Raw genomic sequence first — 13,820 nt, 5'->3', positions numbered from 1 at the left:
AGGAGGGAATTAGTATTGTTACATGATTAACATCTAATTAATGCTTGACCGAGCGCAAAGAAATTCTCTTGAAAAGCGAAAGTGTCGTCCCTATAATTGTTAGCACTCGTTAGCCGAGAGTGCTAACAACTGACAATAAACCGAGTAAAAGGAGTTTTGTATGAACCTTCGCCCTTTGCATGACCGCGTCATCGTCAAACGCCTGGACCAGGAAACCAAGACCGCGTCCGGCCTGATCATCCCTGATGCAGCCGCTGAAAAGCCGGATCAGGGTGAAGTGCTGGCAGTTGGCAACGGTAAAGTTGCCGACAACGGCACCGTGCGCGCTCTGGAAGTGAAAGTGGGCGACCGCGTTCTGTTCGGCAAATACGCCGGCCAAGCCGTCAAAGTCGACGGCCAGGAACTGCTGGTAATGCGCGAAGAAGACATCATGGCCGTGGTGCAGAAGTAATCACAGCCCCCTAGATAGACAGAATTCAGGAGAAACAAACATGGCAGCTAAAGAAGTCATTTTCGGCGATTCCGCACGTGCCAAGATGGTCGAAGGCGTGAACATCCTCGCCAACGCAGTTAAAGTCACCCTGGGCCCTAAAGGCCGCAATGTGGTGCTGGAGCGCTCCTTCGGCGCCCCAACCGTCACCAAGGACGGCGTTTCGGTCGCTAAAGAGATCGAACTGAAAGACAAACTGATGAACATGGGCGCGCAGATGGTCAAGGAAGTCGCTTCCAAGACCTCCGACAACGCCGGTGACGGTACCACCACCGCAACCGTGCTGGCCCAGGCAATCGTGCGCGAAGGCATGAAGTACGTTGCCGCCGGCATGAACCCAATGGACCTGAAGCGCGGCATCGACAAGGCAGTGACTGCCACCGTCGAACAGCTGAAGTCGATGTCCAAGCCAACCACCACCTCCAAGGAAATCGCCCAGGTTGGCGCGATCTCCGCCAACTCGGAAACCTCGATCGGCGACCGTATCGCTGAAGCGATGGAAAAAGTGGGCAAGGAAGGCGTCATCACCGTGGAAGACGGCAAGTCCCTGCACGACGAGCTGGACATCGTGGAAGGCATGCAGTTCGACCGCGGCTACCTGTCCCCGTACTTCATCAACAACCAAGAGAAGCAAGTTGCCGTCCTGGAGAACCCATTCGTTCTGCTGTGCGACAAGAAGATCGCCAATATCCGCGACCTGCTGCCAGTACTGGAGCAAGTAGCGAAAGCCGGCCGTCCACTGCTGATCATCGCTGAAGACATCGAAGGCGAAGCACTGGCGACCCTGGTGGTCAATAACATCCGCGGCATCCTGAAGACCTGCGCAGTGAAAGCCCCTGGCTTCGGCGACCGTCGCAAGGCAATGCTGGAAGACATCGCAATCCTGACCGGCGGCCAGGTTGTTGCTGAAGAAGTCGGCCTGACCCTGGAAAAAGCCACCCTGGCAGAACTGGGCCAAGCCAAGCGCATCGAAGTGGGCAAGGAAAACACCATCGTCATCGACGGCGCAGGCGAAGCCTCCGCAATCGAAGGCCGCGTGGCGCAGATCCGCACCCAGATCGAAGGTGCCACCTCCGACTACGACCGCGAAAAACTGCAAGAGCGCGTCGCCAAGCTGGCCGGCGGCGTTGCCGTGATCAAGGTTGGCGCAGCCACCGAAGTCGAAATGAAAGAGAAGAAGGCCCGCGTTGAAGACGCACTGCACGCAACCCGCGCAGCTGTGGAAGAAGGCATTGTGCCAGGCGGCGGCGTAGCCCTGCTGCGCGCCCGCGCCAACCTGAACGTGAAAGGCGACAACGCCGACCAGGACGCAGGTATCAAGATCGTCCTGCGCGCCATGGAAGAGCCTCTGCGCATGATCGTCACCAACGCCGGCGAAGAAGCTTCGGTGGTTGTGAACGCCGTGCTGGCCGGTTCCGGCAACTACGGCTACAACGCTGCCAACGGCACCTACGGCGACATGGTTGAAATGGGCGTTCTGGACCCAGCCAAGGTAACCCGCTCTGCCCTGCAGAACGCGGCTTCCATCGCTGGCCTGATGCTGACCACCGACTGCATGGTTGCTGAAGTCGTAGAAGACAAGCCAGCCGGCGGCATGGGCGGTATGGGTGGCATGGGCGGCATGGGTGGCATGGACGGCATGATGTAATAGCCGGCTCCCACGAGCATCCCGAAAGCCTGCATGGTTCGCGCCTTGCAGGCTTTTTTGTTTCGTACAATATGAGGGACGTGTCCGGTGACAGACGACTCGAACAACGGTATCGGCAGAACGCCTCCCGACGCGAAAGTCCTCGGGCTTTTAGAGAAGGCTGGGGAATTCAAGTGGATGCTCGCGATAGCAGCCACAACGCTTTATGTCGACTGCGCACTGATGGTGCACGCACATAAAAATCTACTGACCCTCGATTGGCCGAAGTTCAACTGGACTGCAGCATTGGGAACATTGGCAGTTGCGGCCCTTTTCTTCTCGATTCTCATTTCCGCAGTCCTGCCATTTTTAGAGTTCTTCTTTGCCAACGCGGTTCGCCTGGCTTACTATCAATGGATATGGACGCCTGACTCCGACCAGGTGGGGCGTTTGTGGCGGCCCAGGAACATGGTCAAATACCATGAGCTCAAAGAGCATGCGGACCGCACACAAAGTCAGTACGTCCTCGCAAAATGCAAAGAATGGGATGAAAAAAATCGGAAGAGCGCGGAGGAAGCAGCCCAATTGGGCAGCGTCGCCTTCCGAGCGCTCTGGTTCCTGATCGCGAACCTGATTCTCAGTCTGAAATATGGTCCCGCCGCGATATTCAGCCTTGCCGGATCAATGGAAAGCGACGCGCTACGGGCGACAATACTTGCCGTCGCTGGGATACTGTGCTGGATCTCGTGCGTATCGTGGTGCCGTGATCCCAAGCCTGACAAATGGATAGCGTATGCTCCACTCTACGATGAGCTTCACGCAGCAGAAGAACGCCAGCGCGAAGCATATGAAAAATAGGCCTGACATGTGGGGCTGCAAATACAAGCAGCTAACGACGTAGACGCCAATCACAGCTAAAGGAAAAACAACGATGCACAAATTCGAAGGAAAAGTCGCACTGGTTACCGGCTCCGGCCGCGGCATCGGCCGCAGTGTGGCGCTGCAATTGGCGGCACAAGGCGCACGCGTGGTAGTCAACGACCTGGACGCCGGCCCCGCCGAAGAAGTTGTGGCTGAAATCAAGGCGGCCGGTGGCAGCGCCGTCGCCTGCGAAGGCAGCGTCACGGCTCCCGATTTCGCCGACCGCTTCATCAAGAGCGCGGTGGACAACTTCGGGGGCATCGACATCATCGTCAACAACGCGGGCTACACCTGGGACAATGTGATCCAGAAAATGAGCGACGAGCAGTGGTATGCCATCATCGATTGCCATCTCACGGCGCCATTCCGCATCCTGCGCGCGGCCTATCCCGTGCTGAGTGCAGCGGCCAAGGCGGAAGCGGCCGCCGGCAAGGAAGTATTCCGCAAGGTGGTCAACGTGTCGTCCATCGCCGCGCAAGGCAATGCGGGGCAAGTGAACTATGCCGCCGCCAAGGCCGGCATCGTCGGCCTGACCAAGACCCTGTCGAAGGAATGGGGGCGGCTCAAGGTCAACGTCAACTGCGTGGCATTCGGCCATATCGAAACGCGCCTGACGCAGCCGCTGAGCGGCGATGAAAACAAGACTGTTTCGATCGAAGGACGCGAGATCAAGGTCGGCATCGGCGAAGCCGTGGTGGAAATGTCGAAGAAGATGATTCCGCTGGGCCGTCCCGGCCAGCCGGATGAGGCGGCAGCGGCCATCGTGATGCTGTGCGGTCCAGAATCGAACTACATCTCCGGTCAGGTCATCACTTGCGGCGGCGGCCTGGCCGGCTTGTAAGCCCCCTCCTTTACAGCAGCATCAAGCCCGCGTGGATCGCACCACGCGGGCTTTTTCATGCGCTGCGGCGCTGCCATGACCACCAAATTACTTTCACTTGATCGGCTGCGCGCAGCAGCTGATACCATGCGCGCATGACGAACGAAACCATCACCTGCCCTACCCATGGCGACAGCGAATTCGCCCATGTTTGCAAACACCTGATCGAGCACCCGGCCCAGCCTTGGTATTGCGGCTACCCGGAAGAGGATGCGCCCTGGCGCGATGCCTGGTGCGCGGCATGCAATGCAGCGTTCGAACGCGAAGGCGAATGGAACGAGAAGAATGAAGGCGAGGCCGAGATCGGCCTGCTGTGCTGCCATTGCTACGAGGAGGGCATTGCGCAAAGCGTCACCAGCATGGACGACACCACGGCGCAAGCGTGGGTCCAGTACCTGGACACCCAATGCAAGGTCCTGCGGGATAAGCAGCAAGCCATGACCGGGCGCCTGAAACTGAACGACTATTCGCGCTGGGACTATTACCAGGAAAACGCGCAGCTGGTGTTTTCCGGCGGCGCGCAGCCTGACCTGGTGGCGGACGTCGAATTCGTCGGCACCCTGTCCACCGCCAGCGACACCTGGATGTGGTCATGGGCGAATTTCAGCCTGCTGCAGCCGGTCCGTTCGCGCATCCTTGCCGTACGCGACTTCGGCGAAGAGCACGACTACCCATTGCTCACCGTCCCCAAATGGAAAGCGCAGCAGCAGGACGGCTGGCACATGACCGCCATCGCCCTCGACGTGCTCGGCGCCATGGGCGCCTACCGCGTACCGACGGATAATGGATTCATCTTCATGGTCGTGCTGTCCGCACAATTGCGCAATTAGTTTCCACGAAGCATCATCAGCCTGCACGCCGCCTTGGGTTGCAGGCTTTTTTCAGCGTGCTGATTTTTTCCGCAATTGTCGTGCTACAATCTTGATATCTTTTGCGCAAGCCACATTTCAACGGGACAACATGAAGAAATTCCTCGCCGCAGTACTCCTTCTCGCCGCCGGTGCCGCAACCGCAGGTCCTGTTGAACTCATCAAAAATGGCAGTTTTGAAAAGAATGGCGTGAACGCCAACACGTGGACCATCATGTCCGCGCTGGACGGCTGGACCGTCGGTCCGAACGGCGCGGAAGTGCGCAACAACATTGCCGGCGCGGCCAAGGACGGCAACAATTACCTGGAACTGGATTCGACCGCCAACAGCTGGATCAGCCAGTCCTTCAATACGATCAGCGGCGCCCAGTACAACCTGTCGTTCTTCTACGCCCCGCGCGAGCATACCGCGGCAAGCACCAACGGCATCGACGTGTTCTGGAACGGCAACCTGCTGAAGCATGTGGCCGAGGATAACTTCACCTCCCTGACGCAATGGCAGAAGATCGACCTGTCGATGTTCGCCATCGGTAACCTGTCCACGCTGCAGTTCAAGGCCAGCGGCATCAGCGACGGCTACGGCGGCTCGCTGGATAACGTATCGATGTCCGTCAAAGTGCCGGAACCGGGCACGCTGGCGTCGATCCTGCTCGGCCTCGGCATGCTGGGTTTCACCCTGCGCCGCCGCCAGAAATAAGCAGCAGCATCCGCTTCAAGAAAGCCTGCCAGGTTCGCCCCTCGCAGGCTTTTTTTGATTCTGCTTGCCGGCAAGCGGATCTGTTAGTATGGCCCCACTTTCACTGCAGCTAGCGCTACCCATGTCTTCCTCACGTAATGCCGCTATCGCCGGCACTATTGCCGGCTTGCTTGTTGCCGGCTTTGGCGCCTGGTATGTAAGTCACCACAAACCTGGAGCGCCAGTGTCGCCGGTGCCCGCAGTATCCGCACCGGCTGCAACCGCCGCGGTGAGCCGCGAACAGGCGGTGCAAAAGCTGATGGCGCTGCCGGAACTGAAACACTGGGCCGATGTGATCGAGAAGCGCAGCGAAGGCGAACGCCATGGCGCGCTGATTGAGACCGACCCGGCGCCGCGCGATGTCAACGGCCGCCCCTACTACCAGCTTTCCTTCGTCGAAAACGGCGACGATATGGCGCAGGCGATGGCCAGTTTCCTGGTCTCGCAAGCGAATGGCGATATCCTGGTGGAAGACGATGTGAGCGGCGACCTGCTGCCGCTTGATCAATGGCGAAAGAGCCTGAAGGACTGAACCAGGTACGCGCATCGAATCCATGTGGGCGACACTGGAGCGGTGTTTGCCCGATAATGGCGATCCTATCTGCCGGGCGAGTCCTTTCCGGCGCGGACCCGATGGTGGCCATGCATATGCGATGGTCACGCAATATGCCGCGCCCCGCAACCACCTGGCCGGCACACCACAAGTATGCCGACATGATGCGCGCCCGTATCGACTGGCGCCAAATTACGGAAGTTGAAGCCTTAACTGGATGGTGAAGATGTTCAAGAAGTTGTTCGCGGCGTTTAGCGCCAAATCGAAGACGCGCGCTGACGCTCCCTACGGCACGGAGGAGTTGAATACTGTGCACAATATGCTGTTCTCCGACGATGTGGGCCACCTGTTCGGCGATGCGCCGGACGCGCGCGTGGTGCAAGCCATCGCGCAAGACCCCAATGAAGAATCCCGCGTGCGCCTGCTGGCCGCGCAGTGGCTGCGCGCCAATGGCCATGCGCCGGCGGCGCCGGAAGTGCTGGGCGTGGTCATCGAGGTACCGCTGGAAGAGAGCATGGACACCCTGGCGGCCTACGCCGATGGGCGCGTGCGCTACATCAACGCAAGCGGCCGCACCGCTGTATTCGAAGGCGCCCCGTCCGATGTGGCGGAGCAGGCGAAAATACTCGTGGCGACCGCCATCCCGGCCTTCTTCAAGGCGGCGCAGCAAAAGCCCGCTTACGTCCCGGGCGCGGGCCAGTTGCGCTTCACCTTCCTGTCGCAGGACGGCAACCGGGTGACGGAAGGTTTTTTCAGCGACGTCGTGCGCGACGAGCTGGCCAAGCCCGTACTGGAGCAAGGCCAGCGATTGCTGGATCTGGTGGTCAAGCAGGGGAACGCGCAGTAAGCGGCGCGGGTGCGCCCTGCACCCTGGCAACCCACCAGACAGAGAACAGCATCAGCGCAGTGGCGACAAGACCGATCGTGTCGTAGCCGAGGATGTGGCCCGCGGCATCGGTATGCACCAGCAAGCCGCCGGCAAACGCGCCAATCCCCGTTCCCACCTGCTGTACCGCCGCATTCGCGCTGAGGAAGGCGCCGCGGCGTTGCGGCTCGGGAATCGTTGTCAGCAGCGCCTGCATCGGCACGAAGCGGCCCGACATCGCCACCATGAAGAAGGGGAAGAACAGCATCACCAGCAGCAGCGGGATCTGCGGCATATGGGTCATGAACAGGGTTGGCGCAATGGAGAACAGCGCCATCCAGCGGAATACGCGCTGCTTGCCGGCGCGGTCCGACCAGGCGCCGATCAGGCGTGAGCTGAACAGGGTCGCAATGCCGCCGCACAGGTAGACGTAGCTGATCTGCGCCGGCGCGATACCCTGGTTCCCCACCAGCATGGGCGAGATGAAGGGAATCACCATCATGCCGCTGACCGTCACCAGAAAGCACAGCAGGAAACCGCGCAAGTGCGCCGCCACCTTGAACAGGCCAAGCAGCTCCGGCAGCACGCGCGCCAGCGGCACCGGCGTATTGGCCAGGTGCGCCGTCATCGAAGGCAGCGAACGCGCGGCCACCAGCCACACCAGCATCGACAGCACCACCAGCAGGTAGAACGGCGACTGCCAGCCGAAGTGCGCCCCGAGCATGACGCCCGCCGGCACGCCCGCAATGGCAGCCATGCTGAAGGAAGTCATGACGATGCCGGTGGCGGCGCCGCGGCGCTCCTGCGGAATCAGGTCGGCGATGATGGACATGCTGATAGCACCAAGCACGCCGCCGGTCATGCCGGCAAAAGCGCGCGACAGCACCAGCACGTGGAAGTTAGGCGCCAGCGCACACGCCAGGTTGGACAGGTTGAACAGCATGAAAACCGTCAGCTGCAGCTTCTTGCGGTCGAAGCGGTCGGCATATGTCGCCGCCAGCAGGCCGGACAGGCCGGCGCACCAGGCGTAAGCCGACACCGCGCCCGAAACCTGGGCGGCGCTGATCGTGAAAGCCCGCATCAGCTGCGGGGCCAGCGGCATCATGACCATGAAGTCCATGATGACGGTGAATTGGATGAACGCAAGCAGCCAAAGGACGGTGCGTTCGCGTTGCGGTGTAAGTGTCTGGGTCATCAGTTAAGTTGGGTGATTTCAGTGATTGCGCGCTTGAGGATAGCGCGAATCGCGTCGACGTGCTCGCGGGTGCTTCCCGGTCCCCTGCCGCGCGAGATGACGGCGTCTTTCAGTGCATGCATCAGGGCGCGCAGATCGCCGCCGTCCTCGCGGCCGGCGCTGCCGGACAGGCGCGCCATCACGGCATCGACCATGGCACGGTTTTCGTCGAGGAACTGCTGCCCTTCCGGCAGGATCGAATACAGCTTCTTGTTGCCGTCCTTGACGATGTCGACGTGGCCCATATCGGCCATCATCGACAGCAGCGGGTAGATGGCGCCAGGGCTGGGCGTGTAGCTGCCGCCGGTCAGCGCTTCCAGCTCCTTGATTAATTCATAGCCGTGGCGCGGCTTGTCGGCGATCAGCTGCAGGACCACGTAGCGCATGGCGCCGGAATCGAACATCTTCGGTCCGCGCCCGCCGCCGCCGCGGTGGTGATGGTGGTGTTCATGGTGCAGGCGATGGTGGCCCCGGAAAAAATGGAACATGGCTTCCTCCTTGAGAGTTAAGATATATCTTAATGCGATATATCTTAACAGGATTTTTCCGACCTTTGGAAGTCACTTTCACGGTTTTTTTTACGTTGACCTTTTTTAAACATTGGCGCTAAATTCATCTGCCGCCACCATCGGCGGCGGCGGAGACACTGCAATCATGATCAACTTTCAGAAAAGAGTCGAAAATGAAAAAGCAAACCGAGAAAAAGCTGTTCGCTTTCAAAGTCGCAGATAAGAAAGCCGAAGCCGACAAGAAACCAGCCGCCAAGTGGCAAGCCCGCGAAGGCGTAGCAAGCGCAGGTTGCTCCTTCCCGTCGGAACGCTACTACCGTTCCTTCGGCGACAACGGCGTGTACTGCTGAACCGCCGCATACCGGGAAGCCTCTGTCCGATGGAGCGGGGCTTTTCATTTTCCCGGCCTTCCGCTCCCATGAGCAAAAACACGGTCCTGATCATCAGCAACTCCGGCGACCTGCACGCCGACCTGGTGGCGCCGCTGCTCGCCATGCGCGGCATGCAGTGCTTCCGCATCGACCTCGATACCTTCCCGCGCGACTATCAGCTTAGCCAGCGCTTCATGCATGGCGCCTTGCATGGGCGGCTGCGCCACCTGCCCAGCGGCGCCCAGGTGGGCCTGCACGATATTGGCGCTGTCTGGAACCGGAAATCGGGCGAATTCGCCTTCCCCAGTACCGACCTGGCGCCGCAGGAGCTGGCCTATGCGCAGCAGGAAAGCGAGCAGGCGCTATTCGGCCTGCTCTACACCATCGACTGCTTCTGGATGAGCCATCCGACCGCCCTGCGCGGCGCGAACTGGAAAGGCGAACAGCTGCAGCGCGCCATGTGCCAGGGCTTTCGCGTGCCGGCGTCCATCGTCACCAACGATCCCGGCGAGGCGCGCGCCTTCCTGTCCGCACTGCCCGGCGAAGGGATCTTCAAATCGCTGTCTTCGCCCCTTCTGGGCGCCGACCGGGTGGATGAGGACGAACGTATCGTCAACGGCCTCGCAACAACCCTGGTGACGCAGGAGATGCTCGATTGCCTGGACGCGGTCGGCGAGCTGGCATGCCACTTCCAGGAATACATACCCAAGCAATACGAACTGCGCGTCACCGTCATCGGGGAGCGCGTCTTCGCCGCGCGCATCGATTCGCAGGATGACGAGCGCACGCGGGTCGACTGCCGCGACATGTCGGCCGAAGTGCGCTACAGCGCCGTGCAGCTGCCGCCGGAAATCGAGCAGCGTTGCCGCTCTTTCGTGCGTAGCTACGGCCTGGCTTTCAGCGCGCTGGACCTGATCGTCACACCGGAGGGCGACTACGTCTTCCTCGAAAATAACTCCTGCGGCCAATTTCTCTTCATCGAACAGCTGGTGCCCGAATACCGCCTGCTCGAAGCGGTGGCCGACCTACTGTGCAAGGAGTGTGCATGCCGCCAGCAGTCGACTTTGCAGCGCTAGACACGCTGCGCCAACTGGAAGAGCTGCGCGGCAGCCGGGTACTGGTGCTGGCCGCCAGCACGCTGGACATCGAAATGCTGCCCGCGCTGTATGAACAGCTGTGCGGCATCGGCAAAACGGAACGGCTCGACGTTCTGCTGCACAGCCGCGGCGGCATCGTCAACGGCGCGCGCCGCATCGCCCTGCTGCTGCGCGAATTCACGCGCCACCTCGGAATGATCGTTCCCCACTATTGCGAGTCGTCGGCCACGCTGCTGGCCATGGCGGCCGATGAAATCGTCGCCGGCGACCTGGCCATCTTCTCCCCCATCGACCCGCACCTGCACGGCGATGCCGGTGCCGGCACAGGCACGCTCTCCGCGCAGGACATCCGCCTGTTCGGCAAGATGTGCGCCAGCTGGTTCGGCGCCGACCCGGACGCGGCGCGCGAACAGGCGCTGGGCCTGATGTGCCAGAACATCTTCCCGCCAACCCTGGCCGCCTTCTACCGCAGCACGCTTGAAGTCGAGCAGATCGGCGAGGAACTGCTGCGCCACCAGCTGCCGCAGCTGGATCCCGCGCGCCGGCGCGCCATCGTGCTGCGCCTGATGCAGGACTACCACTCGCACAACTACGCCATCACCGGCCGCGAACTGGGCGAGCTTGGCCTGAACGTGGTACGCCAGCCGCAGGCAGAAGCGCTGGCCTGGCAGATTTCCCGCCTGCTGCAGGCGAGCGTCGGGCGCGGCATCGCCGATTCCGAAGAAGATGAATGGGACGATATGCTGCTGGCAAGCCGCGATTGCGTGAGCATGCGGCGGCGCCGGCCAGGCGGACTGCATCCGCGCTGGCGCGAAGCAAGGCTGGCGCCATGAGCGCCGCCGAATTCTTCGCCGACACGCTGCGGCTGATGGCAGCCCTGCTCCTGTGCACCGCAGCCTGGGGCAAGTGGCGCGCGCTTGACCGCTTCCGCGACAACCTGGCAACCAGTTTCGGCGCCAGCCCCGCGCTGGCGGCCCTGCTGGCGCCGGGCATTGCTGGCGCCGAGCTGATACTGGCCATCGGGCTGCTGCCGGGCGGCGCCGCCAGCCGGATGGCACTGGTGGGGGCGCTGCTGCTGTTCGCACTCTTCACCGCTGTCGTGGCGTGGAAGTATGCGACAGAGGACATCGTCAAATGCAGCTGCTTCGGCGACGCCGACCGCTCCGTTTCCGGCTTCGACCTGGCGCGCAACCTGGCCATCATCGCCGGCATCGCGTTCAGCCTCCTGGCAAGCGGCGCGAACGGCGGCAGCTGGCAAGCCACCGTGTGCGCAACGGGGGTGGCGACGCTGCTGGCCGTGGTGCTGGCCAATGCCCACGACATCATGATGCTGCTGTTGTATGCCAGGGAAGGAGCGGTGTGATGGATACCAGCACCCTTTACCTGGTGCTTGGCCTGCTGGCGTTTGGCGTCGCGCTCTCGCTCAGGCTGTCGCTGGCGGCGGTCGATGCCGCGCGCAACTTTGCTGCCGCCCGCACGCTGCAGCCAACGCCCCCATTGGACGAAGTCATCCCGGCCATTTCGGCGCGCCCGCTGCAAGGGCGCGCACACAAGGAGCTTTCCAGTCTCGAGATGCCGGCCGTACTGCTATTCCTTTCCAGCACCTGCCCCAAGTGCCGCCAGAAGCTGCCGGAGGTCGCCGGCTACCTTCCGCTGCTCGAGCATGCAGGCCTGGAACTGTGGCTGGTCAGCCGCGAACCGGCATGGCGCCTGCGGCGCTTCCTGCGCGGCAGCCCGCTGGCCCAGCATGCGCTGCGGGTGGGCATGCGCGACTACAAAATGCTGAACCCGACCATGGGCTCGCCTTTCTACCTGTTCGTCGACAACGACGGCAAGCTGCAAGCCGGCGGCATGGTCGGCGATGAGAATTGGCAAACCTTCCAGCAGCAGATGCAGGAAATTGGAGCACAACGGGAGGCGGCCTGAATCCGCACCTGCAACGCTTGCACATGATGCGTCCCTTCGCGTGGCGCATGACAGCCGGCGTGCTGTTCATGGCGCTGGCAGTGGCAGTGCAACTGGCCTATCCAAAGGCGCTCGCATACTTCATCGACAATATCGGCAAACGCCACGCATCGGAATGGTACGCCGGCTTTTTCCTGGCGGTGCTGGGCATCCTGGTGTTGCAGGCCATCGCCACCACCCTGCGCTACTACCTGTTCGAATCGACCGGCTACATGATCGTCACGCGCATCCGGCGCCTGGTGTACGCCGCCCTGCTGCGCCAGCCCATCGCCTTCTACGACAAGCATCACGTGGGGGAACTTACCAGCCGCCTCGCCGCCGACGTCGAGCAGTTGCACGACACCCTGAGCATGGGCCTGGCGATTACGCTGCGCTGCCTGTGCATTGTGGCGGGGGCGATCATCATGCTGCTGGCGATATCGCCGCCGCTTTGCCTGGTGCTGCTTGGCTATGCGCCGCTCAGCATTCTGCTGGGGAACTGGGCGGGAACCCGGCTCGCCGGCCGCGCACGCGACATCCAGCGCACCCAGGCCGCATGCGGCAAAGTAGCCCATGAACATTTTGCGAACATCCGCCTGGTGCGTGCCTTCGGCCAGTACCTGGGCGCCGTTGCGCGTTATGAGGAGGCCACCGGCCAGGCGCTGCGAACGGCAGTGAACAGCACCCGCCTGTTCGGACTGTATCGCGGCGCATCCTCCTTCCTGACCTATTTTGCGCTGCTGTTGGCGCTCTGGTACGGCGCGCGCCTGATCGGCCAGGGCGCGCTCAGCATCGGCGAGCTGACCGCCTTTGTGGTGTACGCCGCCATGGCGACGGAATCGGCAAGCATGATCAACGACTTCTGGGCCGACTGGGTGCGTACGCTGGGCGCCACCGAACGCCTGTTCGAGATCATGGACAGCGCACCGCAGCCGGAACCTGAACCGGCAGCAGCCGCGCCGGACGGCCAGATCACGTTTGACCGCGTCAGCTTTCGCTACCCCGAGCGCCCGCAGCAACTGGCGCTCGATAACGCCAGCTTCAGCGTCGACGCCGGCAAGACGATAGCGCTGGTCGGCGCATCGGGGGCGGGGAAGTCAACGATCGCCAACCTGCTGCTCGGCTTTTATGAACCGCAGGAGGGACGCCTGCTGTTCGATGGACGCCAACTCGCCCCCCACGAGGCGCGTGCCGGCATCGCCATCGTGGAGCAGGAACCCGCACTGTTCTCAGGCACCATCCACGAGAATATCGCGTTCGCTCTGCCTGGGCGGGCGGCGACGCGCGATGAAGTGACGGCGGCAGCCCACCTGGCGCATGCGCACGGCTTTATCGCGGCCTTCCCGCAAGGCTACGAAACCGTGGTCGGGGAACGCGGCGTGCAGCTATCGGGCGGCCAGAAGCAGCGCATCGCCATCGCCCGGGCCTTGTTGCGCAATCCGGCCATCCTGATCCTGGATGAAGCCACCAGCGCGCTGGACGCCGCCAGCGAAATGCAGGTGCAGGCCGCGCTGGAGCGGCTGATGGACGGCCGCACCACCATCATCATCGCCCACCGCTATTCGACCGTGGTGAAAGCCGACCGCATCCTGGTGATGCAGGAAGGCCGCATTGTGCAGCAAGGCCGGCATGAAGAACTGCTGCGTGACCACGAAGGCTTATACCACCACCTGATGCAGCATCAGCTCAGCCAATACCGCAATATCGCAAGTGCAGCTTGAAAG

The 13,820-nt window shown here is 61.9% G+C and carries 16 protein-coding genes; 14 read left to right on the top strand and 2 right to left on the bottom strand.

Annotation, left to right across the window (positions count from 1 at the left end; translation table 11 throughout):
- Positions 1-160 precede the first annotated feature (160 nt).
- From groES to H597_RS0108410, 8 genes are all read left to right on the top strand, one after another.
- A complete protein-coding gene (groES, locus tag H597_RS0108445) occupies positions 161-451 on the top strand; it encodes a co-chaperone GroES (protein WP_028101749.1) in 291 nt (96 codons plus the stop codon).
- Between the two features lie 40 nt (positions 452-491).
- Positions 492-2,138 (top strand): chaperonin GroEL, encoded by a 1,647-nt coding sequence (groL, locus tag H597_RS0108440; RefSeq protein ID WP_028101748.1) that lies wholly within the window; start codon positions 492-494, stop codon positions 2,136-2,138.
- An 87-nt stretch (positions 2,139-2,225) separates the two neighbouring features.
- Positions 2,226-2,975 (top strand): hypothetical protein, encoded by a 750-nt coding sequence (locus tag H597_RS0108435; protein ID WP_028101747.1) that lies wholly within the window; start codon positions 2,226-2,228, stop codon positions 2,973-2,975.
- Positions 2,976-3,048: 73 nt separating this feature from the next.
- Positions 3,049-3,879 carry an SDR family NAD(P)-dependent oxidoreductase gene (locus H597_RS0108430; protein WP_028101746.1) on the top strand — a complete coding sequence of 277 codons (831 nt, stop codon included), beginning with the start codon at positions 3,049-3,051 and terminating at the stop codon, positions 3,877-3,879.
- 134 nt (positions 3,880-4,013) lie between these two features.
- Positions 4,014-4,748, top strand: a complete 735-nt coding sequence (locus H597_RS35855) for a DUF6882 domain-containing protein (RefSeq protein ID WP_028101745.1) — start codon at positions 4,014-4,016, stop codon at positions 4,746-4,748.
- Positions 4,749-4,878: 130 nt separating this feature from the next.
- Entirely contained in the window at positions 4,879-5,484 is a 606-nt protein-coding gene (locus H597_RS30240; protein WP_035373555.1) for a DUF642 domain-containing protein, read from the top strand.
- 121 nt (positions 5,485-5,605) lie between these two features.
- Positions 5,606-6,055 carry a hypothetical protein gene (locus H597_RS0108415; RefSeq protein WP_028101744.1) on the top strand — a complete coding sequence of 150 codons (450 nt, stop codon included), beginning with the start codon at positions 5,606-5,608 and terminating at the stop codon, positions 6,053-6,055.
- Positions 6,056-6,302: 247 nt separating this feature from the next.
- Positions 6,303-6,923, top strand: a complete 621-nt coding sequence (locus tag H597_RS0108410) for a hypothetical protein (protein ID WP_154668023.1) — start codon at positions 6,303-6,305, stop codon at positions 6,921-6,923.
- Here H597_RS0108410 and H597_RS30235 read toward each other — a convergent pair.
- Positions 6,901-8,136, bottom strand: coding sequence for an MFS transporter (locus H597_RS30235; protein WP_035373552.1), 1,236 nt, complete (start codon positions 8,134-8,136; stop codon positions 6,901-6,903). The two genes, H597_RS0108410 and H597_RS30235, sit on opposite strands and share 23 nt — an antisense overlap.
- Positions 8,136-8,663, bottom strand: a complete 528-nt coding sequence (locus H597_RS0108400) for a PadR family transcriptional regulator (RefSeq protein ID WP_028101742.1) — start codon at positions 8,661-8,663, stop codon at positions 8,136-8,138. The genes H597_RS30235 and H597_RS0108400 overlap by 1 nt, the downstream gene beginning before the upstream one ends.
- A 194-nt stretch (positions 8,664-8,857) precedes the next feature.
- Here H597_RS0108400 and H597_RS35470 point away from each other — a divergent pair, with 194 nt between their 5' ends.
- The 6 genes from H597_RS35470 (at position 8,858) to H597_RS0108370 (ending at position 13,817) form a co-directional block, all read left to right on the top strand.
- A complete protein-coding gene (locus H597_RS35470) occupies positions 8,858-9,034 on the top strand; it encodes a hypothetical protein (protein ID WP_169433286.1) in 177 nt (58 codons plus the stop codon).
- 68 nt (positions 9,035-9,102) lie between these two features.
- Positions 9,103-10,131 (top strand): ATP-grasp domain-containing protein, encoded by a 1,029-nt coding sequence (locus H597_RS0108390; protein ID WP_028101741.1) that lies wholly within the window; start codon positions 9,103-9,105, stop codon positions 10,129-10,131.
- The gene (locus H597_RS0108385) at positions 10,101-10,985 is read left to right on the top strand and encodes an SDH family Clp fold serine proteinase (protein WP_028101740.1); all 885 of its coding nucleotides are present in this window, start codon (positions 10,101-10,103) and stop codon (positions 10,983-10,985) included. The genes H597_RS0108390 and H597_RS0108385 overlap by 31 nt, the downstream gene beginning before the upstream one ends.
- The gene (locus H597_RS35345) at positions 10,982-11,515 is read left to right on the top strand and encodes a MauE/DoxX family redox-associated membrane protein (protein WP_028101739.1); all 534 of its coding nucleotides are present in this window, start codon (positions 10,982-10,984) and stop codon (positions 11,513-11,515) included. Before H597_RS0108385 ends, H597_RS35345 begins: the two co-directional genes overlap by 4 nt.
- The gene (locus tag H597_RS0108375; protein ID WP_028101738.1) at positions 11,515-12,078 is read left to right on the top strand and encodes a redoxin domain-containing protein; all 564 of its coding nucleotides are present in this window, start codon (positions 11,515-11,517) and stop codon (positions 12,076-12,078) included. The genes H597_RS35345 and H597_RS0108375 overlap by 1 nt, the downstream gene beginning before the upstream one ends.
- 23 nt (positions 12,079-12,101) lie before the next feature.
- Positions 12,102-13,817: an ABC transporter ATP-binding protein gene (locus tag H597_RS0108370; RefSeq protein ID WP_051293628.1), complete on the top strand. Its 1,716-nt coding sequence runs from the start codon at positions 12,102-12,104 to the stop codon at positions 13,815-13,817.
- The last annotated feature ends 3 nt before the right edge of the window (positions 13,818-13,820 follow it).

This window comes from Pseudoduganella violaceinigra DSM 15887 (genome assembly GCF_000425385.1).
Classification (GTDB): Bacteria; Pseudomonadota; Gammaproteobacteria; order Burkholderiales; family Burkholderiaceae_D; genus Rugamonas; species Rugamonas violaceinigra.
Note: the sequence above shows the minus strand (reverse complement) of the source record. Positions and strands in the feature narration are given on the sequence as shown.